Origin of the sequence: Pseudomonas sp. DR48, from assembly GCF_019823085.1 — a bacterium.
GTDB lineage: Bacteria > Pseudomonadota > Gammaproteobacteria > Pseudomonadales > Pseudomonadaceae > Aquipseudomonas.
Genome location: NZ_CP081946.1, coordinates 856,136 through 877,500, shown reverse-complemented (window position 1 = coordinate 877,500; position 21,365 = coordinate 856,136). Strand labels below are relative to the sequence as shown.

Genomic DNA, 21,365 nt, shown 5'->3' with positions numbered 1-21,365 from the left:
GGTGGATGCCTTGGCAGTCAGAGGCGATGAAAGACGTGGTAGCCTGCGAAAAGCTTCGGGGAGTCGGCAAACAGACTTTGATCCGGATGTCTGAATGGGGGAACCCACTAACATAAGTTAGGTATCTTAAGCTGAATACATAGGCTTAAGAAGCGAACCAGGGGAACTGAAACATCTAAGTACCCTGAGGAAAGAAATCAACGAGATTCCCTTAGTAGTGGCGAGCGAACGGGACTAGCCCTTAAGTGGCTTTGAGATTAGCGGAACGTTCTGGAAAGTACGGCCATAGTGGGTGATAGCCCTGTACGCGAAAATCTCTTAGTCATGAAATCGAGTAGGACGGAGCACGAGAAACTTTGTCTGAATATGGGGGGACCATCCTCCAAGGCTAAATACTACTGACTGACCGATAGTGAACTAGTACCGTGAGGGAAAGGCGAAAAGAACCCCGGGAGGGGAGTGAAATAGTCCTGAAACCGTATGCGTACAAGCAGTGGGAGCCCACTTTGTTGGGTGACTGCGTACCTTTTGTATAATGGGTCAGCGACTTATTTTCAGTGGCGAGCTTAACCGAATAGGGGAGGCGTAGCGAAAGCGAGTCTTAATAGGGCGTCTAGTCGCTGGAATAGACCGAAACCGGGCGATCTATCCATGGGCAGGTTGAAGGTTGGGTAACACTAACTGGAGGACCGAACCGACTACGTTGAAAGTTAGCGGATGACCTGTGGATCGGAGTGAAAGGCTAATCAAGCTCGGAGATAGCTGGTTCTCCTCGAAAGCTATTTAGGTAGCGCCTCATGTATCACTGTAGGGGGTAGAGCACTGTTTCGGCTAGGGGGTCATCCCGACTTACCAAACCGATGCAAACTCCGAATACCTACAAGTGCGAGCATGGGAGACACGGCGGGTGCTAACGTCCGTCGTGAAAAGGGAAACAACCCAGACCGTCAGCTAAGGTCCCAAAGTTATGGTTAAGTGGGAAACGATGTGGGAAGGCTTAGACAGCTAGGAGGTTGGCTTAGAAGCAGCCACCCTTTAAAGAAAGCGTAATAGCTCACTAGTCGAGTCGGCCTGCGCGGAAGATGTAACGGGGCTCAAACCATACACCGAAGCTACGGGTATCACTTAGGTGATGCGGTAGAGGAGCGTTCTGTAAGCCTGTGAAGGTGAGTTGAGAAGCTTGCTGGAGGTATCAGAAGTGCGAATGCTGACATGAGTAACGACAATGGGTGTGAAAAACACCACGCCGAAAGACCAAGGTTTCCTGCGCAACGTTAATCGACGCAGGGTTAGTCGGTCCCTAAGGCGAGGCTGAAAAGCGTAGTCGATGGAAAACAGGTTAATATTCCTGTACTTCTGGTTATTGCGATGGAGGGACGGAGAAGGCTAGGCCAGCTTGGCGTTGGTTGTCCAAGTTTAAGGTGGTAGGCTGGAATCTTAGGTAAATCCGGGATTCTAAGGCCGAGAGCTGATGACGAGTGTTCTTTTAGAACACGAAGTGGTTGATGCCATGCTTCCAAGAAAAGCTTCTAAGCTTCAGGTAACCAGGAACCGTACCCCAAACCGACACAGGTGGTTGGGTAGAGAATACCAAGGCGCTTGAGAGAACTCGGGTGAAGGAACTAGGCAAAATGGCACCGTAACTTCGGGAGAAGGTGCGCCGGTGAGGTGAAGCATTTACTGCGTAAGCCCATGCCGGTCGAAGATACCAGGCCGCTGCGACTGTTTATTAAAACACAGCACTCTGCAAACACGAAAGTGGACGTATAGGGTGTGACGCCTGCCCGGTGCCGGAAGGTTAATTGATGGGGTTAGCTAACGCGAAGCTCTTGATCGAAGCCCCGGTAAACGGCGGCCGTAACTATAACGGTCCTAAGGTAGCGAAATTCCTTGTCGGGTAAGTTCCGACCTGCACGAATGGCGTAACGATGGCGGCGCTGTCTCCACCCGAGACTCAGTGAAATTGAAATCGCTGTGAAGATGCAGTGTATCCGCGGCTAGACGGAAAGACCCCGTGAACCTTTACTATAGCTTTGCACTGGACTTTGAATTTGCTTGTGTAGGATAGGTGGGAGGCTTTGAAGCGTGGACGCCAGTTCGCGTGGAGCCAACCTTGAAATACCACCCTGGCAACTTTGAGGTTCTAACTCAGGTCCGTTATCCGGATCGAGGACAGTGTATGGTGGTAGTTTGACTGGGGCGGTCTCCTCCTAAAGAGTAACGGAGGAGTACGAAGGTGCGCTCAGACCGGTCGGAAATCGGTCGTAGAGTATAAAGGCAAAAGCGCGCTTGACTGCGAGACAGACACGTCGAGCAGGTACGAAAGTAGGTCTTAGTGATCCGGTGGTTCTGTATGGAAGGGCCATCGCTCAACGGATAAAAGGTACTCCGGGGATAACAGGCTGATACCGCCCAAGAGTTCATATCGACGGCGGTGTTTGGCACCTCGATGTCGGCTCATCACATCCTGGGGCTGAAGCCGGTCCCAAGGGTATGGCTGTTCGCCATTTAAAGTGGTACGCGAGCTGGGTTTAGAACGTCGTGAGACAGTTCGGTCCCTATCTGCCGTGGACGTTTGAGATTTGAGAGGGCTGCTCCTAGTACGAGAGGACCGGAGTGGACGAACCTCTGGTGTTCCGGTTGTCACGCCAGTGGCATTGCCGGGTAGCTATGTTCGGAATAGATAACCGCTGAAAGCATCTAAGCGGGAAACTAGCCTCAAGATGAGATCTCACTGGGACCTTGAGTCCCCTGAAGGGCCGTCGAAGACTACGACGTTGATAGGTTGGGTGTGTAAGCGCTGTGAGGCGTTGAGCTAACCAATACTAATTGCCCGTGAGGCTTGACCATATAACACCCAAGCAATTTGCTGACCTGAGAAGGCACCAGATTGCGGTGTGTGAAGACGAAACGAACCGAAAGTTCGAGAAGACTCGCAAAACACCGAAGCTATCACATACCCATTCGCTGGAGCGTGGTCTCGCAAGAGAGCACGACCTGGCTACCGAATTTCTTGACGACCATAGAGCATTGGAACCACCTGATCCCATCCCGAACTCAGCAGTGAAACGATGCATCGCCGATGGTAGTGTGGGGTTTCCCCATGTGAGAGTAGGTCATCGTCAAGATTAAATTCCGAAACCCCTATCTGCGTATGCAGGTAGGGGTTTTGTTTTGCCTGCAGAAAAATGCTCGTCCGTGATAGCACAAATTTGCACAGTTATTTTTGGTTCATGACACTAGAATAGGTCCAACTTTTTCGGAGCCAGAGCCTCTTATGCCAGATCCGGTTGACACCTCAAGGCTGTCAGAATTACCGCTGGATGACCTGGTGGCGTGTCATGAGTGTGACTTGCTGATGCGCAAGCCCGAACTCGCCCAAGGCGAGAAAGCACTCTGCCCGCGCTGCGGCTACGAGCTCTATGCTCATCGACACAATGTCGTGCAGCGCAGTCTCGCTTTGGTCATCGCCGCTTTATTGTTGTACATCCCGGCGAACTTTTTACCCATCATGCAGCTCAATCTACTCGGGCAATCCTCACAAGATACTGTCTGGACCGGCGTTGTCGGCTTGTTCGATACCGGCATGCAAGGCGTCTCGGTGGTTGTATTCCTGTGCAGCATGGGGATTCCGTTGCTCAAGTTGCTCTGCCAATTAATGGTGTTGTTGAGCATCCGTTTTGATATCGGACGCAGCTACGGTTTGCTGCTCTACCGCATTTATCACCATCTACGGGACTGGGGGATGCTCGAGGTCTACCTCATGGGCGTGCTGGTGGCGATCGTCAAACTGGCAGATATGGCAGCCATTACCGTAGGCCTTGGATTAGCGTGCTTTATCGGTTTGTTGTTGGTCCAGGTCTGGTTGGAGGTGGTGATGTCGCCTCATCAGATCTGGCAGGCTTTGTCAGGAGAGGATGCCCATGCGGGCAATTGATGCGGGCATTCTGATTTGTACTGAATGTCATGAATTGAACAAGCAGCAAGCAGATACCGACGAGCAGAGCTGCACCCGTTGTGGTGCGCTCGTGCATGTCCGACGACCAAACAGTCTAATGCGAACCTGGGCACTGCTGATAACCGCAGCGATTCTCTATATCCCGGCCAACCTGCTGCCGATCATGACTGTCAGTTCATTGGGGCAGGGTGATCCGAGCACCATCATGTCCGGTGTCATTCAGTTGGTTCAGCACGGCATGATTCCCATCGCCGCCGTGGTTTTTATCGCCAGCATTCTGGTACCCACGTTCAAGTTGGTGGGCATCGCGTTACTACTGTTTTCGGTGCAACGCCGCCAACCACTTTCGGCACGACAGCGAATCTGGATGTACCGCTTCATTGAGTTCATCGGCCGCTGGTCGATGCTGGACATCTTTGTGATTGCCATCCTGGTGGCGGTCGTGAATTTCGGACGGCTTGCCAGCGTCGAAGCCAATCTTGGCGCCATCGCTTTCGCCAGTGTGGTGATTCTGACGATGCTTGCCGCAGTAACTTTCGATCCCCGACTGATTTGGGATAACACGGAGTCGGACGACGACCATGAATGACTTGCCTACAGCTAAAACCCGACCGGCCTCGAACTGGTCTGCCATCTGGGTATTGCCCCTGATCGCATTGATTATCGGCGGCTGGCTCGGCTGGCGTGCCTATAGCGAAAACGGCATCGAGATTCAGGTGCGCTTCGATAGCGGTGAAGGCATTCAGGCCAACAAGACCGAGGTGGTCTACAAAGGCATGTCGGTCGGCAAGGTAAAAGCCCTCAAGCTCGATGACGAAGGCAGTTCAAAAGGCGTGATCGCCACCATTGAGATGAACAAGGACGTTGAGCCCTACCTCAAGACGGGCACACGCTTCTGGCTGATCAAACCAAGCGTGACGCTGGCCGGTATCACTGGACTGGAAACCCTCGTCTCGGGTAACTACGTCGCCGTCAGTCCCGGCGAAGGCGAACCCACTCGCAAGTTCAAAGCATTGGCCGAAGAACCACCGCTGTCGGACGCCAAACCCGGTCTTCACCTGACGATCAAGGCTGATCGTCTCGGCTCGCTGAATCGCGGCAGCCCGGTGTTCTATAAGCAGATCAAGGTCGGCCAGGTCAAAAGCTACGTGCTCTCCGAAGATCAAAGCACGGTTGAGCTCAAAGTCTTCATTGAGCCGACTTACGCCAACCTGGTGCGCAAACACACGCGTTTCTGGAACGCGAGTGGCATCAGCATTGATGCCAACCTGTCGGGCGTGAAAGTGCGCAGCGAATCCCTGGCCAGTATCGTCGCCGGCGGCATCGCTTTCGCCACGCCGGAAAACCGCAAGGACAGCCCGCCGACCGATCCAAGCCTGCCATTCCGTCTCTATGAAGACTTCGACGCCGCCGCTGCCGGCATTCGGGTGAAGGTCAAGCTCAGTGACTTCGAAGGCTTGCAGGCCGGTCGCACGCCGGTTATGTACAAAGGCATCCAGGTCGGCAATCTCAAAGCCCTGAAAATTGATCCGGATCTGTCTGCCGCCACGGCCGAGCTGACCCTTGATCCATTGGCCGAAGACTATCTGGTCGAAGGCACTCAGTTCTGGGTGGTCAAACCGTCGATCTCGCTCGCCGGCATCACCGGCCTGGAAGCCTTGGTCAAAGGTAACTACATCGCCGTGCGACCGGGCGACAAAGGTGCGGCGCCGCAACGTGAGTTCGTCGCGCGTCCGAAAGCGCCGCCGCTGGACTTGCGCTCACCGGGTCTGCACCTGGTGTTGTTCACCGAAAACCTTGGCTCACTGGAAGTCGGCAGCCCGATTCTCTACAAACAGGTCAAGGTCGGTTCGGTCCAGAGTTATCAGTTCTCCAAGGTCAAGAAGCAATTGGTCATCGGTGTGCACATCGAGAAAGAATACGAAGGACTGGTCAATGCCTCTACGCGTTTCTGGAATGCCAGTGGTGTCACGCTCATGGGTGGATTGACCGGCGGAATCCAGGTCAAAAGTGAGTCGCTGCAAAGCCTGTTGGCCGGGGGCATTGCATTCGAAACCCCGCGGGCCAATGCGCCATTGAAGAAGCGCATCCCTCGTTTCCGTCTGTTCCCCAGCCATGAAGAGGCGAATCTCAAAGGCACCGTGGTAACCATCAAGGTTGACCGTGCTGACGGCTTACACAGCGGCACGGCAGTGAGATTCAAAGGCCTGGACGTTGGCAAGGTTGAAGACGTCGACCTCAGCGATGACCTGCAATCGGTCCTGCTCACCGCGCGGATCACTGAAGTCCCTGAGCGCATCGCCCGGGTGGGCAGCCAGTTCTGGGTGGTCAAGCCTGAATTGGGGCTGATCAAGACCTCGAACCTCGAGACCCTGGTCACCGGTCAATACATCGAAGTTCAGCCGGCAGCGAAAAATCTTGGACCGCAGAAAAACTTCGTCGCCTTGGCCAATCCACCGGAAATCGCCAAGCAAGAAGCCGGTTTGAGCCTGGTATTGAGTGCTGCTCGCCGTGGTTCGTTGAAGATCGGTGTGCCTGTCACCTATCGCGAAGTCACTGTCGGCAAAGTGACAAGCTACGAGCTCGGCCAGACGGCGGATCGTGTATTGGTGCACATCCTGATCGAGCCAAAGTACGCGCCATTGGTGCGCAGCGGCACGCGTTTCTGGAACACCAGTGGTTTCGGTTTTGACTATGGCTTGTTCAAAGGCGCGACGGTTCGCACCGAATCGCTTGAGACGCTGATGCAGGGCGGTATTGCCTTCGCTACACCGGACGGCGAGCGTATGGGCGGCCCGGCGCGAGCCGAGCAAACCTTCCCGCTGTTCGACAAGTTTGAAGATGAGTGGCTGACCTGGGCGCCGAAGATTGCCCTCGGTAAGCAGTAGGGTTAATTGGCGTCGGTGATGACGCCTTCGCGGGCAAGCCCGCTCCCACATTGATTTGGGCCGTACACAAAATTTGCAAACGGCGCTGACCACTGTGGGAGCGGGCTTGCCCGCGAAGGGGCCCTCAAGCTCACGTACAATGTCCAGCTCTAAACAAAAAAGGCCGCGATCCATTGGATCGCGGCCTTTTTATTGCCTTCGATTAATGCAGGTCAGACGGCATCCAGCTCCGGCTCATCCGCTTCAACGTTAACCACGGTCTTCACCTCATCGTGGCGACGAATGTACTTCCAGTCCGCCTCATCGATGTAGATGCCGTTAGGTCCGCTACCCCCTTCCAGGTCAATCGCCACACTGGCGCAGACCTGTGGCTTCACGCTTGCCAGAATCGGCACGAAGCCCAGTTGCAGGCTGGTTTCCAACAAAGCGGCCTGGTTCTTCTCGTCGATGTCCGCCGCTTCGTCGAGGTAGTACGGCAGGCGTACGCGACCGGCCTGATCGCGGTCCATCAAGTGCAGCAACAAATACATATTGGTCAGCGCCTTGATGGTCATCGTGGTGCCGTTGGATGCCGCGCCATCGATGTCGGTGTGGATCACCGGCTGGCCGTTGACCTTGGTGATCTCGAACGCCAGTTCGAACAAGTCCTTGAGGCCGAGCTGGTTGTGGTTCGCCGCCACCAGCCGCGCCAGGTATTCCTTGGCTTCTTCGTTCTTGTTGTCCTGCTCGGCGCTTTGGCTCAGGTCGAAGACAGAGAGGGTTTCGCCTTCTTCGTACTGGCCGGCGCTGTGGATGATCTGGTCGATGTGCTTGAGCGCTTCCTTGTTCGGCGCCAGTACGATGCGGAAGCTCTGCAGGTTGGACACTTGACGCTTGTTGATCTCGCGGTTGAACAGCGCCAGTTGGTGTTCGAGGCTGTCGTAGTCGCTGCGAATGTTGCGCAGGGTCCGGGCGATGTCGGTGACCGCCGCACGGCGCGCCTTGCCGAGGGTCAGGGCTTCGTCGGTGCGGTGTGCATAGGCGTTGATCAGCAGTTGCAATCGACGCTCCATATCGTCTTCGCTGTCGAACTTGGCCACGCCCTTGAGGCGAACCTGCGCATACAGCGCCTCGATCTGACCATCGCTGCGCTGCAAACCTTGCCAGCTGTCTTGATAGTCGTTGAGTAGCGGCAGCAGGTTGTCCATGGAGTCGTCGATCGGGTCCATGAATGGCGTGCCGAACGGCAGGTCTACCGGCAGTAGCTGACGACGGCGCAGGGCGTCGTCGAGGGTGCGTTGCTTGGCTTCCATGTCGCCGATTTGTCGACCAACCAGTTGCAGCTTGGCGGACAGTTGCTGGACGCGTTCGGTGAAGGCATCGCTGGAGCGCTTCAATTCGTCCTGCGCGGCTTCCATCTGCGCGAGTTGTTCGAGCTTGTCGCCTTCTTCGGCGCTCAGGGTCTGCGTGCGACGGAAATCTTCCAGGGCTTTCTGCGCATCCAGCACCTGCTGGTACAGCGCCTCGGTCTGGGTCTTGCTCGCGGCGCGGTCGGCGGCCACGGCAGCTTGAGTTTTGAGCTGCTTGAGTTCTTTTTCCAGACGCTCTTTCTGATCGCGCAACGCCGCGCGGTCAGCCAGGGCCTGCAGGGCAGGGGGCTCGATGTTCGAGATGTCGATGGACAGGCCCGGCACTTCGAAGCGCTCGCCTTTGAAACCGTCGAGGATCAGCTCCATGGATTTGACCCACTGACCGTCCTCGTCCAGCGTGATGCCGTGCTCGCCCAGGGGCAGGCTGAACAGCGCGCTGTTGAACAGGCGCATCAGGCGCTCGACGTCCTGTTGCGAGAACTCTTCACGCAGACGGGCGTAGCTGTTGTTGTCGGCGTGGTCGAGTTGCTGCTTGACCGACTTCAGGCGTTTTTCCAGATCGCGCAGACGCTCTTCCAGGTCCTCGGCGCTGAACTGCCGCGACTGGGCCAGCGCGCCGGCCAGTTCGTCGTGCGCGTCCTTGGCCGCGAGCAATTGCTGCTCCAGCACTTTGACGTCATCGACCAAGGCAAAACGATTCTTGAGCGCAGACAATTCACCGAGCCAGCGCTGGATGCCGGTGATTTCCCGTTCCAGACGCATCAACTCCTGCGTGCCGCCGCGCTGATCGTTTTGCAGCGCGTCTTGTTCGTTGCGGTAGTGTTCGGCCTGAATCGTCAGTTCTTCCTTGCGCGCACTGGCGTAGTCCGACCAGGTGCCGAGCAACGAGTCGAGCAGCGGCGAGATCCGGTGCAACTTGCCGCGCAGGATATTGCGCTGGGTCACGCCTGCCGCAAGGGCTTCAACCAACGGGCCGGCGGTGACCAGCGAGTTGTAGTCCTGCTCCATGCGTCGCACATCGCGGAACGCCTCTTCACACGCGGCGATGTAATCGACACTGCCGGAACGCAAGCTGTGTTCGAAGGCGTCGAGGAACAGTTGCTTGAGCTTGGCCGCGGTGATTTCGCGCATGTGCAGCAGGTTGATGAACAGGGCGCGGAAAGTCTTCAGGCTTTGTTCGCTGGTGGAACGCAGCGGGATCAGCGTCAGGTCCAACGGAACCGAGGTGTGACCACCGACCAGCAAGCGGCGCAGTTCATCCGGCTTGAGCTCGTAGGCTTTGAGGCCTTCGCGTTCAAGGTTGGTGAACAGCTCCTTCTGGCGCAGGCACGTGTCGTTCTTCTGATAGTGCGCCAGATCCAGTTTGCCGGCGTAGGCAAAGAACTGGTGACCGAAACCACCGCCAGGGCCGCGACCGACCACGCCGATCACGTGTGGACCGTGGGGCAGCGCGACTTCAACGAGGATGTAACTGGTGTCAGAGGCGAAGTAGAACCGTCGGGATTGTTCCAGGCTGTACTTGCCGAAACTCATGTCCGACATACGCGCCAGGATCGGGAACTGCAGCGCGTTGATCGATGCGGATTTACCGAGGTTGTTCGCGCCGTAGACTGATAGCGGTTCTTCCAGTGGAAACAGCCCGAGGCTGTAACCGGCGGTGTTCAAAAGGGCGAAGCGGCGGATGCCGTAGCGTTCCTTGCTCATGCGTCGGTCTCCTGTTCTTCGGCGATGGCGCGGGCCATGGCGTCTTCTTCGCTTTCTTCTTCGAAGTCACTGAGGTCAAGCGGATCATCGGTTTGCAGCAGTTTTTCATCGCTGTCGTCATCGATCAGGACTGGAACTGGCAACGGCAACACGCTGTGCAGGCTGGCCGCCAGATCACGGTCCTGCTGAACCGACAGGCACACGTCAAGGAAGCGGTGCATCGGCGGCAGGAAGCGGTAGATGCCGTTTTCTTCGCCGGCGAAACCGAGTTGAGTCATGCGGCGCATGATCTTTTCCTCCAGATCTTCAACGGTCTGCACTTCAGCCTGAATGAACAGGTCGCGGTACTTCTCCAGCAAGGACGGCAATTCATCGCGACCGAGGCTGCCGCCATCGAGCACGGCGACCGGGTCACGGCCCTGGTCGGCCAGGTGCTCGACGAGGATGAAAGTGAATAGCGCCAGACGCTGGGCAGTCTTGTTCACTGCGGCGGCGGCCAGGTCCGGGACGAAGTAGTAGAAGCCACGGGTATCGCAGACCAGTTCAAAGCCCAATGCCTTGAACAGCGTGCGGTACTGGTCCTGGAAGTTCGACAGTTGGGCGTACAGCTCCGGGTCGCGGCGGCTGACGTGGTAACCCTTGAACAGCTCGCGAAAGATCGGCGCCAGCTGGGACAGTTCGTTTAGATCAAGATGCATGTGGGGTGCTCGCAGAATCCTCGGCGGTGTCGCGGGCCGAGAGCAGGGCGAAGGAGCGCAGGCTGACCTGGTGCTCATGAGTGTGGTAATCGCGGCGTTCCAGACGCTCGCGTTTGAAGCGTTTCTCGCGAGACAGGCGCGAGAACCAATACAGCAATTCGTCGGTGGCGCCGTCCGGTTCCTGCTCCAGCAGCCAGGTCATCAGGTCCGGCATCGGCAGGGCGTCTTCGCAGCGTTCGAGCATTTCCCGAACCGTGCGTGGTGCGCGCGGTGCTTCGCCTTTCTGGGTCTTGTGAGCCTTGGGGAAACGCGCCGGTTTCGGCTCGAATCGGGCCAGGGCATACACGTAGGCTTCGACCTGACTGGCGCTGCCGAGGAAGGTGCTTTGCGGCCGGGTGAACATCGGCATCGCGGCTTGTGGCACTGCATCGATCCCTTTTCGGCGAATGGCCGACAGGGCCAGCGCCGCGCCACGGGTCACGGCGTTGTGGCGGCGGGCCTCTTCGCGCAGTGGCAGAAGCAGTTCGCGGGCATGACGCAAGGTCAGTTGCGCGCTGGTCTGCATTTCGAGGATGCGCGCGTGGGTACGCAACAGCATATCGTCGTCGACCAGGTGGCCGAGGCGCTGTTGTTCGCTGAGCATCTTCAGCAGCACGGTTTCGACCTTGCGCACGCCCTGTTCGAAGGCGCCGTCGGCGTTCACCAGATCGATCATCGGCTCGACGTATTCGTCCCAGGTCGCCAGTACTTCGGCGTAACGCTGACGCAGGGGAATCTGCCGGTCGCTGGTCTTGGCCCGTTCGGCCACGGCTACCAGTGCCTGTTCGTCGTTGTCGAGTTTCTTCAGGACGTCGCGCACACGCATGTCGAGCAGACGCAACTGGCGCGCCAGGTCGTGGCCGTCGCGAATGTCGAAGGCATCCTGGATGTAACCGGCCAGACGCTCGAGGTGACGCAAGTAGGCTTCGATTTCCAGGCACAGGCCCAGACGATGCTCACGGCGCAGGTAAGCGAGGAAGTCGTGAATCTGTGCGTTGAGCTCGAAGCGGTTCGGGCTTTTCGCCACCGGAACCAGAATGTCGAGGCGGATCCACACGTCCAGCAGGCTGGTGATGTCCTGCGGCGTACTGTCGAGTTGCTGGGCGGCCAGCTGCGTGCGCAGTTCGTTGAGGCTCAAGGTGCCCTGGTCGAAGTGCTCGCACAGTGGCTCCAGAAGTGCCCAGTGTTCAGCGAGGGCGCGCAAGACGCGCTTGGGTTCGATCATCGGAATGGCCGGCTGGTTAGCGATTAAAAGCCGCGATTGTACTGCATCACAGGCATGTCGATTCACTCTCGGGACGGAGTGTCGGTTTTCTATCGATCAACAGCGGGCGATCTTTAGCGAAGGGCGGTAGAATCACTGCACTTTAGTTATCCACAAGTGGCCGACCTTTGCTTATCGAGTCCCGTCGCCGCGCCTATTTGACCGCCATGCAGGTGGTCAACTGGCTGCCGCGCACCGAATTGCCCTTTGCCGCGCCTTCGCGTCCCGAGCTGCTCGAGATGCCTGAGCCGCTGGTCGTCGCGCCAGTGGTGCCGGTTCCCATGGCCGAAGCGCCCGTGGAGCCCGTGGTCAAACCGGCCGAGCGGGTGAAAATCGAGGTGCCACGTCCATCCCTCGCCAGCACGCGCACGAACGCCAAGGTCGAGGAAGAAGAGGCGCCGGTCGTGGCCAAGGCACCGGTCGTGCCGCCTCCGCGTTTCGCCCTGCAATTGCTGCGCGCCGGTCGTTGCCTGTTGCTGGTGGAGTTACCCACAGGCGAAACCTTCCAGACCCGCGATCCCGCCTATCTGTTGCTCAAGGATATGCTGCGTGCTGCCGGTCTGCCGGACAGCCCGCAGATTGTCGGCGAGCCCGTGCGCTGGCCGCTGCTGGTACGGGGCACCATGGATCAAGGTCCTGAAGCCGCCCGTGACTTTGTGCAGGGGTTTCTCTCAGCCCGCCTGGAAGACGCACCGTGCGTCTGCGTGTGGCTGATCGGCCTCCCGGCGGTGCGTTTTGCCGGCGAGGCGAATGCAGAATCCTTCAACCGTGAACTCCAGGTCGAAGGCCTGGGCTCGGTCTGGGCCCTGCCGGGCCTGGAATTATTAATGGAAGAGCCACAGCGTAAGGCTGATGTCTGGCAAGCCATGCGTCGGCTGATGGCGCGTTGGAAAGAATCGAATGAGTGACGCTGTATCGTTTCGCCCGATGACCGAGGCGGACCTGGACGCTGTCCTGAAAATTGAATACGCGGCGTACAGCCACCCCTGGACCCGCGGGATTTTTCTGGATGGGCTGGGCAAGTACCAGATCTGGCTGATGTTCGAAGGGCAGCAGCAGGTCGGTCATGGCGTGGTGCAGATCATCCTTGATGAAGCGCACCTGCTGAATATCACGGTCAAACCGGAAAACCAGGGGCGTGGCCTGGGCTTGACGCTGCTTGAGCACTTGATGTCCCGGGCGTATGAAGCCAAGGCGCGCGAGTGTTTCCTGGAAGTGCGTGACAGCAACCGTGGCGCGTTCAAGTTGTATGAGCGTTATGGCTTTAACGAGATCGGGCGGCGTCGGGATTACTATCCTGCTGTTGGTGGTCGGGAAGATGCGGTGGTCATGGCTTGCACCTTGGTCGACTGACTACTTTTAAAAGCTTCGCGAGCAAGCCCGCTCCCACATTTAATCGCGTTCCTCATATGGATCTCGGTCAAATGTGGGAGCGGGCTTGCTCGCGAGGGCGGCTTAACAGGCGATAAAGATCAACGATTACCGTCCATCGGATCGCGCCGCGCCAGTTCCTCTTCATCCAGCCCATTGCCTCCACCAATGTCGTCTTCATCGACAATGCTTAAATCCCAATCGGCCTGATTGCCTTCACCGGCCTCATTAGCGTCCCGCGCGCCGTCCTCACGAATCAACGTTTCCGGGCTCATGTCGTCGTCGGTGGGTTCATGGTCGTCGGTCGAGGCCCCCGTCATTCCTGCCTCACGCACGCGTTCGCGGGGCATCAATCGCTCGCGTTCGTTTTCCGGCAGTTCATCGCCAATCCTGGCGCTGGGCTCTTCCTCGTCGAAATCCAGCTCATGCAGCGAGCCCATGCGGTCTTCGTTATCATCGATGGGCTCAGGTTGCGCCGCATCGTACGGACGTCGTGAATCAGTCATGGCAATTCCTCATACTGTGGGCCTTACTAAGGTGGACCCACGGGGCTCCTGAGAATTCCACCGGCCATAGTTGCATCAAGCGCGTGACCTCGACGGACGGTTGTCTGTCAAACCAGCGCATCATTCTTGAGGCTTTACAGCATGAACGAATTACAAGATCTGATTGATAACAACGAACGCTGGGCCGAAGCGATCAAGCAGGAAGATCCGGACTTCTTCTCCAAGCTGGCCCGTCAACAGACGCCGGAATACTTGTGGATCGGCTGTTCCGATGCCCGCGTGCCGGCCAACGAAATCGTCGGCATGTTGCCGGGCGACCTGTTCGTCCACCGCAACGTGGCCAACGTGGTGCTGCACACGGACCTCAATTGCCTGTCGGTGATTCAGTACGCGGTCGACGTGCTCAAGGTCAAACACATCCTCGTCACTGGCCACTACGGCTGCGGCGGCGTGCGAGCCTCGATGCAAGACCGACAGCTGGGCCTGATCGATGGTTGGCTGCGCTCGATCCGTGACCTCTATTACGAAAAGCGTGAAGAACTGGCCGTGCTGGCGACCGAAGAAGAGCGGGTAGACCGTCTTTGCGAGCTCAACGTGATCCAGCAAGTCGCCAACGTCGGGCACACCAGCATTGTGCAAAACGCCTGGCATCGCGGGCAGAGCCTGTCGATCCACGGTTGCATCTATGGCATCAAGGACGGTCGCTGGAAAAGCCTGAACACGACCATCAGCGGTTTTGAGCAACTGCCGCCGCAGTACCGTCTGCGTCCGGTTGAAGCGCAGTAGAGCGTTTCGAAAGAGATTACGCCGATGCCTAAACAGCAGGTGATCGGGCGCATGAGCTGAATGCCGTTGCGCGTGAGCCATCGCTCACGCGCAACGTGTACAGCGATTACAGTGCCGGCACCGGCACCGCTGTCTCGGGCGCCGGGGCTTGCAGCTGTTTGAGCTGCGACTGGATCGGCGTCGTCGCGCACTTGGCCACGGCTTGTTCAGGCGTCAGGTTGCGGATCGAGGTATAGAACAGCTCGCAGGTTTTTTCTTTCTGGGTCACTTGCCACGTCTGCGTGCAGCTTTTCAGCTGTACGGCAGGATCGCTGCCCGGTTTGCTGCCCATGCCGGCTTGCCAGCAGGCGGCGCTCAAATCCTGCCCCATGACTGTCAGGCCCGCGGCATCGGCCTTCGCCTGGGCATCTTCGCCGGTGTAGGTGGCCGGGTCGGCGGCGTACCAGATATAACTCGGGTGATTGGAACCCAGCACCGGCACATTCACCCCGGCGCTCGGGCTGATCGTGGCCAGGCCCAGCACATTCACGGTCGGGCCATATTGCTGCTTGATCCAGTTACGCACCGGCGCGCCGAAGGCAACCATCGGCAATGCCGCACCGTGGGCGTTCTGGCTGACTTCCTTGACCATGGTGGTCTGGTAGTCCTTGAAATAGCCGTAGACACCTTCCAGATCCTTGCCCGCATTGGCCGGCGCAGCAATCGGCGCGATATCGATGATGGTCTGATAGCCCGGCGTCTGGGCGGCTGGAATACCGTTATCCGTCAGCAGCGTGGCCCAGCGATCTGTGGTGGCCGAGCGCAGGTAATCCTGGGCTTGCGTCAGGGAGTAATCCGGCGGGAAGTGCAGCAGTTCGACACTCTTGCGATTTTCCAGGGCCATGCCCAGCGGCAGGAACAGATACCAGTTGAACGCCCATTTGCCATCCGCATTGAGTTTCTTGGCACCGGTATACGCCAGATCGCCCGCATCAAGCAGTGCGGCCAACGGTTTTTCGTAACCCTTTGGCACGCCGCTGATGTCGGCGTAGAGGTGATCGTTATCGGTTTTGACCCGCACTTTCGCGGCGCTGTAACCATCGCGCTGCACGCTTTGGGTCAGGTAATGCTCGACGGTCTGCTCGAGCGTCCAATGACGGAAGCAGATCACGTTGCAGTTGTTGGGGTAGGCGAACAACCGAGTGACGCGTTCGGTGCTGCCCAGTTTCAGATCGACATCGGCGTGAGCGGCGGCGCTCAGGGTGAGGGCCGCAAGGGTAAGTCCTGTCAGTTTTAACATGCTCAGATCCTTTTCAGCGTGGACCCGCGTTGATCGCGGGCCATAGCTACTTAAGCAGATCGGCCGACAATCGCTCAACTGAACTTCAAACGAGTCAGGTGATAGTCCGGGTAATACATCAGGCACGCGAGGATTACCCCGACCATGAACAGCAAAAACACCAACTGCAACGGGCTGAAGTGCGCCCAATGCAGCGCCGTCAGCCATGGCCGTCGGGCGCTGAGTTCAGGGTCGAGCTGACCGATGCGCCGTTTGTGCAAGAGACCGATCAGCATAAAACCGAGGTAAGTCACCACGCCCGGCCAACCCAGCAAAATCCCGAACAGCAACGCGAGCACGGCTTGCGGAGCGCCGTGCCGTATCACCAGCCAACGGGTGTCCGGGTTCCAGTGCCGGGGCACGAGGCCCTCGGTCAGCCAAAGATCCTGGACGATAAATTGCGACGTGATCGGCACCCACCAGCTCAGGGCGAAGCGCAAGAAACAGACCGGAACGAAGGCCAATATCAACGGCATGCCGATGCTGTAGCCCAGGGATTTGTGCTCGGTCGGCAAATAAAATAAAAACATCGCCAGGGCAATACCCGCCCAGACCTGCACCCAGGTTTCGTCGGCGATGGGGCGCGGCAAAAAACGTCGCCAGTGAAAGACATCGGCATGGGGCAACCGTAAACGCAATTGCGGATAGCGCCACTTGAGGGTTTGCGCCAGGTCATGACAGGCCTGCCATTCGTTCTGGCCGAAGCCGTCGATCATTTTCTTTTGCTGCCGATCCTTCATCGGGTTCATCAGCAAGTGCGCGGCCTGAACGTCGGCGGCCCAGGTCCGGCTGTCTTGCGCCTTGGCCCGCAGGTTTTCGTAAAAACTCTCCTGATGGCAGCGTTCGATCAAGGCCGCCCAGGTCGACGCGGGCTCTGGATGAATACCTTTTTCGTTGTCCCAGCCAAACACCTGCCCGACGCGGTCAAACAGCGGCAAGCTCCACTCGGTATCGCTGAACAGTTGCAGGATGATTCGCTGCCATTCCTGGCGACGATCAAACACTTGTAGCCAAGGCTGTGCCGTGTAGCTTTTGAGCAAGGTGAGAAACTCTCGCTCCTTGCCACTTTCAAGCAATTCCTGCAACGCCTGCCGATAATCCTGCAGCAAACCGCTGGCGAGGGCGTCTCGCTGCCAATCAGTCATTTCGACGTTTTGCCAGGGCGCCAACCAATCGAGGTGCTGGACTGCCCACGCGGCGACCGGATTGCGCAGGCCCGGATGATCGAAGCACAGCGCCAGCAGCAACTGCTCAAACGCTTGGGCGCATTGCTGTTGTTGCGCCTGCGCCCAGCGTTCAGTCAGGTTCTGTTCCGAGAGCCCGTCGATCAATGCCCGCGCCGCCAACTCCTGCGGCGCGACAAGCGATTCGTGCGATGGCTGGGCGTGGGAAGGCGCAAGGTTCAGCGAGCGAAGAGGAGGCGGACTTTCAAGTTTCAGGGGGCGCAGAAAGGGCGGGTTTTCAATGTTCAGCGGTTGAAGGTCGAGCACATCGGACCACGCCTGGAGGTTGGCGTGATTCGGCTGTTCTGCGCCTTCGACCATTGCAACTTCGCGCTGGTGCGTGGCGTTTTCGGCCCGCCATTGGGCAACTTCCAGCGCATGCTCATAGGCTTCGCGCAAGCGCTGGAAACCCTCGGGATCTTCATCGGGCCGGAAGGTTTTCAGCAGTCGCGCATAACTGCGCTTGATGGTGCGCGCGTCGGCGTCTTCGGGCAATTGCAGCACTGACCAGCAATCCATGTTGGCGCTCCTTACTGCCAGAGGCCGTTGTCCAGTGAGCTCAATTGCTGCGTCAATTCACTGCGTGCCTCACGAATCCGGCGTTCGTCCTGCGAATCAAGGACGTGCTGAAACTGTTTGGCCCAATGACCGATCTGTTCACGCATCTGCCCCAGACTTTCCTGATAGAGACGCTCAAGACGTGCGGTCAGAACCGTGTTGACCTGCTGATCGCGCGGGTGAATCTTCAGCAGCGCCAGGCCCGCCAGCCGCTGCTGAATCTCCTCGGGCGTCAGCACGCCGGGATTGTTCTCGATCACCAGTGAGTGCAAGTCACCGGTCAGTGGCACCACCACTTGGGCCTCAAGCAAACCGTTGTTGTCATAGGTGAAGCGTACGTCCAGCGCGACTTCGCCAGCCTTGCGTCTCGGCACTTTGATGTCCAGCTCGCCCAGCGCCACGTTGTCTTTGACCAGGCGGCTTTCGCCCTGATAAATCTTCAGCAGCACGTGTTCCTGATTATCGTGCAGCGTGTAGACGGTCTTGACCCGGCTCACCGGCACGATGCTGTTGCGCTCGATAATCGGCAGGTAATGGCCACTTTCGAATTGCTGACCGATCTGGGTCGATGTCTCGATGCCCAACGTGTAGGAACAGACGTCCGTCAGCACCACTTCTTCCAGCGCGGCGGAACGTGCCTTGAGCGCGGCTTGAATGGCCGCGCCATGGGCCACGACTTCGTCTGGATCGAGGCTGATCGAAGGGAAACGCCCGAACAGCCCGGCGGCCAGTTTGCGCACCAGCGGCATGCGCGTCGTACCGCCTACCAGCAGGATTTCGTCGAGGTCACTGACGCGAATACGCGCGTCTCTCAGCGCCCGTTCAATCGGTGTGCGCAGGCGTTCGAGCAACGGTGTGTAGAGGGTGGCCAATTGTTGTTGGGTGATGGTTTGCGTCCATTGCTGACCATCGACCCGCAGGCTGAATTCGGCGCTGGCGTCTTGACCCAACGCTTTGCGGACGCGCTCAGCTTCGCGACGCAGAGGCTGGATGATGCTGGCGCGGTCGGGGAAGTGGTCGGTGTTGCGATGGTGCTCGAGAAAGTGCTCAAGCAGCACGCTGTCGAAATCCTCGCCACCGAGGAAGTTGTCGCCGGCGCTGGCACGCACTTCCATGACGCCATCGAACAGCTCCAGGATCGACACGTCGAACGTGCCGCCGCCAAGGTCGAAAACCAGGAACGAGGTTTCCTTGTCCCGTTGGTGCAGCCCGTAAGCCAAGGCTGCGGCGGTCGGCTCGTTGATCAGCTTTTCGACCTTCAGGCCGGCCAGCTCACCGGCAATTCGCGTCGCCTTGCGCTGGGCATCGCTGAAGTAGGCCGGCACGCTGATGACGGCTTCGTGCACGGTTTCGCCAAAGGCCCGTTCCACGTCTTCTTTCAGGCTTTTGAGCACCAGTGCCGAAAGCTCCTCGGGACGGAAAGTTCGGTCTCCGAGGCGTACTTCGGTTGCGCTGCCCATGTGGCGTTTGAACAGCGAAGCGGTCTGGCGAGAGTGGGTGTGCAAACGCTCACGGGCGGCCTGGCCCACCAAAACGCGGCCCTGGTCATCGAGGCCGACCACACTGGGTGTGAGGAACTGGCCCAAGGCATTGGGCACCAATTCGCTGGACTCTCCACGCCAGACGGCGACAAGGCTGTTGGTGGTCCCCAGGTCAATCCCTACGATCATTGCAATGAACTCCCTTTACGGCCTGCAAAAAAACGCAAGGATATTCCCGGAGCAGCGGGGTGGTAAAGCAAAGTAGTGGCATTGAGCTATTATTTTCGACGGGGCGTGTTCCAGCCCTCAGACGTTGAACACCAGCGCGTTGGTCAAGTCGCCCATCGGCTTCTGTCCACGAGCAATCATTGCCTGATCTCGCTGCTTGAGCCCGTCAAGTTGCTCAAGCCCGAACACTCGCGTGATCAGCCGCAGAATCGATGCCGTGTCGTAGACGGTGTGATCCACCGTGCCCTTGCGTGCAAAAGGCGAGACCACCAGGGCTGGCACCCGTGAGCCAGGTCCCCAACGATCGCCTTTTGGCGGCGCTACGTGATCCCACCAGCCACCGTTCTCATCGACGGTGACCACGACCACCATGTTTTTCCACTGTGGGCTTTCACGCAGCACCTTCAGGGCGCGGACGATGTGCCGGTCGCCAGACGCCACATCGGCGTAACCGGCGTGCATGTTCAGGTTGCCCTGGGGTTTGTAGAAACTCACTGCCGGCAGTTTGCCGGCCTCGGCATCGGCGAAGAACAGGTTGGTGCTCGACTCATCGCCCAGTCCCGCGTCCCGCAGCCGTTTGCTGCGCTCGGCAGGGTTCTCGGGCCCCTGTTGCTTGAAGTAGTTGAATGGCTGATGGTGATACTGGAAGTTCGGAATTTTCGGAATGCCGGCAGAATCCTTGTACTGATCCAGCGTCGCCTGCCAACCCCCGGCGTACCAGGCCCAGTCAACGTTCTTCTTCGAGAGTTTGTCGCCGATGTGCTCGTGGGTCTGCGGGACCAGCACGTTTGGCAGGTCAGGCTTGGCATACGCCGGGCGCTCCGGGTCGCGAATCCAGGTCGGCCAGTAGGGCGGCGCGAGTGTATTGACGCCATAGCCGTCCGGCGTCAGTGCGCTGGGGCCGAATTGCGGTGGGCCGGTCATGGCGCTGGCGGGGGATTTCTCCAGCGGTTTGAGTCGCGGGTCCAGCGGATCATCGCTTTGCAGCGTCGCGATCTGCGCCTTGGCCACGGAGTTGTCCGCGTCGGGGTAGAACGGCGCGGTGGCGCTGATCAGGTACTGGTGGTTGAGAAACGAACCACCGAAGGCGCCCTGGAAAAAGTTATCGCAGAGGACGAACTCCCGGGCAACATCCCACAAGCGCAGGGAATATCGACTCTGGGCGTAATGGCCCATGGTCAATCCGCCGGAGTCGGCCCACGCGACGAAACCGTCATTCTTGCCGCCGTTGATCTGCATCTGGTTCTGATAGAACACGTGCCACAGGTCGCGCGTAACCAGGCCCAACGGCAAGTCTTCAGCGTTCGGCCCCTTGAGGGCAAACGGCGCGTTTGGCAGATGCTCCTGAAACTGGGTTTCGCTGGGGTAAGTCACACCGTCGAGGGTTTGCGGGCCGATCTGCAGCACGCCGCCCCACACCGGTGGTAGCGTCTGCAACAGACTGCCATCGCGATCGCGTTGTTGATATTCGGCAGGCTTGAGTGCCGACAGCGGCTTTTCAACCCCTGGGAAGTCGCCGAACAGATTGTTGAAGCTGCGGTTCTCGGCGTAAATCACCACAACGGTTTTCACCTGGTCGTGCAGGGCCTTGTCCATTTGCGCGGGGGACAAAGGATGCTCGCCCGGTTTGCCTGTGTCGTCGCCCTGACTGCCGCAGGCGCTTAGAGTGGCACCGACGCCAAGCACGGCAACACCGCCGAGAAAGCGACGGCGACTGGTGTCTACAGGGTGATCGTCGTCAGGGGCGGGGGTGTTGCCGGGGTCTTTGTCGTCGTTCATGCCGAATTCCTTTTTGCCCAGATTGTTGCAATATGTTTCGGCGGGACGCTAGCAGCGGGATGTGACAGAAGGGTTACGGCCCTGAATATGAGCGAATTGCAAATGTGGGAGCGAGCCTGCTCGCGATGGCGTCGTTACAGTCAATATTGATTTCGACTGGAACATCGCTATCGCGAGCAGGCTCGCTCCCACAGTTGTTTTGCGGTGCTCTTGAA

At 58.4% G+C, this 21,365-nt stretch carries 14 protein-coding genes and 2 rRNA genes (1 of these 16 cut by a window edge); 8 read left to right on the top strand and 8 right to left on the bottom strand.

What is annotated here, in order from left to right:
- The 5 genes from K5K95_RS03985 to K5K95_RS03965 all read left to right on the top strand — a co-directional run.
- A 23S ribosomal RNA gene (locus tag K5K95_RS03985) occupies positions 1–2,850 on the top strand; it begins 22 nt to the left of the window's first position.
- 162 nt (positions 2,851–3,012) lie between these two features.
- Positions 3,013–3,128, top strand: a 5S ribosomal RNA gene (rrf, locus tag K5K95_RS03980).
- 149 nt (positions 3,129–3,277) lie between these two features.
- A complete protein-coding gene (locus K5K95_RS03975; RefSeq protein ID WP_222588457.1) occupies positions 3,278–3,937 on the top strand; it encodes a paraquat-inducible protein A in 660 nt (219 codons plus the stop codon).
- Complete coding sequence (locus K5K95_RS03970) at positions 3,924–4,547, top strand: paraquat-inducible protein A (protein ID WP_222588456.1); 624 nt, start codon at positions 3,924–3,926, stop codon at positions 4,545–4,547. The genes K5K95_RS03975 and K5K95_RS03970 overlap by 14 nt, the downstream gene beginning before the upstream one ends.
- The gene (locus K5K95_RS03965) at positions 4,540–6,846 is read left to right on the top strand and encodes an intermembrane transport protein PqiB (protein WP_222588455.1); all 2,307 of its coding nucleotides are present in this window, start codon (positions 4,540–4,542) and stop codon (positions 6,844–6,846) included. The genes K5K95_RS03970 and K5K95_RS03965 overlap by 8 nt, the downstream gene beginning before the upstream one ends.
- Before the next feature lie 212 nt (positions 6,847–7,058).
- Here K5K95_RS03965 and mksF read toward each other — a convergent pair whose 3' ends face one another.
- Genes mksF through mksB form a run of 3 tightly spaced genes read right to left on the bottom strand, consistent with a single transcriptional unit; the run spans position 7,059 to position 11,861 of the window.
- Complete coding sequence (mksF, locus tag K5K95_RS03960) at positions 7,059–9,899, bottom strand: Mks condensin complex protein MksF (protein ID WP_222588454.1); 2,841 nt, start codon at positions 9,897–9,899, stop codon at positions 7,059–7,061.
- A complete protein-coding gene (gene mksE, locus K5K95_RS03955) occupies positions 9,896–10,597 on the bottom strand; it encodes an Mks condensin complex protein MksE (protein WP_222588453.1) in 702 nt (233 codons plus the stop codon). Before mksE ends, mksF begins: the two co-directional genes overlap by 4 nt.
- Entirely contained in the window at positions 10,587–11,861 is a 1,275-nt protein-coding gene (gene mksB / locus K5K95_RS03950) for an Mks condensin complex protein MksB (protein WP_167360476.1), read from the bottom strand. Before mksB ends, mksE begins: the two co-directional genes overlap by 11 nt.
- A 206-nt stretch (positions 11,862–12,067) precedes the next feature.
- Between mksB and K5K95_RS03945 the strand changes: the two genes are divergently transcribed.
- Both K5K95_RS03945 and rimI read left to right on the top strand, forming a co-directional pair.
- On the top strand, positions 12,068–12,808 hold the full coding sequence (locus K5K95_RS03945; RefSeq protein WP_222590286.1) for an energy transducer TonB: 741 nt from the start codon (positions 12,068–12,070) through the stop codon (positions 12,806–12,808).
- The gene (gene rimI, locus K5K95_RS03940) at positions 12,801–13,253 is read left to right on the top strand and encodes a ribosomal protein S18-alanine N-acetyltransferase (protein ID WP_090179968.1); all 453 of its coding nucleotides are present in this window, start codon (positions 12,801–12,803) and stop codon (positions 13,251–13,253) included. Before K5K95_RS03945 ends, rimI begins: the two co-directional genes overlap by 8 nt.
- 119 nt (positions 13,254–13,372) lie before the next feature.
- Here the strand turns inward: rimI and K5K95_RS03935 are convergent, their stop codons facing one another.
- Positions 13,373–13,777 carry a serine kinase/phosphatase gene (locus K5K95_RS03935; protein ID WP_222588452.1) on the bottom strand — a complete coding sequence of 135 codons (405 nt, stop codon included), beginning with the start codon at positions 13,775–13,777 and terminating at the stop codon, positions 13,373–13,375.
- 141 nt (positions 13,778–13,918) lie between these two features.
- On the opposite strand from K5K95_RS03935, the gene can reads away from it, so the two are divergent.
- Positions 13,919–14,563, top strand: a complete 645-nt coding sequence (gene can, locus K5K95_RS03930) for a carbonate dehydratase (protein WP_222588451.1) — start codon at positions 13,919–13,921, stop codon at positions 14,561–14,563.
- Between the two features lie 106 nt (positions 14,564–14,669).
- Here the strand turns inward: can and K5K95_RS03925 are convergent, their stop codons facing one another.
- From K5K95_RS03925 to K5K95_RS03910, 4 genes are all read right to left on the bottom strand, one after another.
- Complete coding sequence (locus K5K95_RS03925; RefSeq protein WP_222588450.1) at positions 14,670–15,842, bottom strand: hypothetical protein; 1,173 nt, start codon at positions 15,840–15,842, stop codon at positions 14,670–14,672.
- 74 nt (positions 15,843–15,916) lie between these two features.
- Entirely contained in the window at positions 15,917–17,623 is a 1,707-nt protein-coding gene (locus K5K95_RS03920) for a J domain-containing protein (RefSeq protein WP_222588449.1), read from the bottom strand.
- An 11-nt stretch (positions 17,624–17,634) separates the two neighbouring features.
- Positions 17,635–19,332: a molecular chaperone HscC gene (locus tag K5K95_RS03915; RefSeq protein ID WP_222588448.1), complete on the bottom strand. Its 1,698-nt coding sequence runs from the start codon at positions 19,330–19,332 to the stop codon at positions 17,635–17,637.
- A gap of 117 nt (positions 19,333–19,449) precedes the next feature.
- Entirely contained in the window at positions 19,450–21,150 is a 1,701-nt protein-coding gene (locus K5K95_RS03910; protein ID WP_222588447.1) for an acid phosphatase, read from the bottom strand.
- Positions 21,151–21,365 lie beyond the last annotated feature (215 nt).

What these genes read in the sequence shown, in the direction of transcription:
- K5K95_RS03910 (WP_222588447.1), bottom strand. Translation starts at nt 21,150, where the DNA reads ATGAACGACGACAAAGACCCCGGCAACACCCCCGCCCCTGACGACGAT.
- K5K95_RS03935 (WP_222588452.1), bottom strand. Translation starts at nt 13,777, where the DNA reads ATGACTGATTCACGACGTCCGTACGATGCGGCGCAACCTGAGCCCATC.
- mksB (WP_167360476.1), bottom strand. Translation starts at nt 11,861, where the DNA reads ATGATCGAACCCAAGCGCGTCTTGCGCGCCCTCGCTGAACACTGGGCA.
- K5K95_RS03920 (WP_222588449.1), bottom strand. Translation starts at nt 17,623, where the DNA reads ATGGATTGCTGGTCAGTGCTGCAATTGCCCGAAGACGCCGACGCGCGC.
- rimI (WP_090179968.1), top strand. Translation starts at nt 12,801, where the DNA reads ATGAGTGACGCTGTATCGTTTCGCCCGATGACCGAGGCGGACCTGGAC.
- K5K95_RS03915 (WP_222588448.1), bottom strand. Translation starts at nt 19,332, where the DNA reads ATGATCGTAGGGATTGACCTGGGGACCACCAACAGCCTTGTCGCCGTC.
- mksE (WP_222588453.1), bottom strand. Translation starts at nt 10,597, where the DNA reads ATGCATCTTGATCTAAACGAACTGTCCCAGCTGGCGCCGATCTTTCGC.
- K5K95_RS03975 (WP_222588457.1), top strand. Translation starts at nt 3,278, where the DNA reads ATGCCAGATCCGGTTGACACCTCAAGGCTGTCAGAATTACCGCTGGAT.
- K5K95_RS03970 (WP_222588456.1), top strand. Translation starts at nt 3,924, where the DNA reads ATGCGGGCAATTGATGCGGGCATTCTGATTTGTACTGAATGTCATGAA.
- K5K95_RS03965 (WP_222588455.1), top strand. Translation starts at nt 4,540, where the DNA reads ATGAATGACTTGCCTACAGCTAAAACCCGACCGGCCTCGAACTGGTCT.
- mksF (WP_222588454.1), bottom strand. Translation starts at nt 9,899, where the DNA reads ATGAGCAAGGAACGCTACGGCATCCGCCGCTTCGCCCTTTTGAACACC.
- K5K95_RS03925 (WP_222588450.1), bottom strand. Translation starts at nt 15,842, where the DNA reads ATGTTAAAACTGACAGGACTTACCCTTGCGGCCCTCACCCTGAGCGCC.
- can (WP_222588451.1), top strand. Translation starts at nt 13,919, where the DNA reads ATGAACGAATTACAAGATCTGATTGATAACAACGAACGCTGGGCCGAA.
- K5K95_RS03945 (WP_222590286.1), top strand. Translation starts at nt 12,068, where the DNA reads ATGCAGGTGGTCAACTGGCTGCCGCGCACCGAATTGCCCTTTGCCGCG.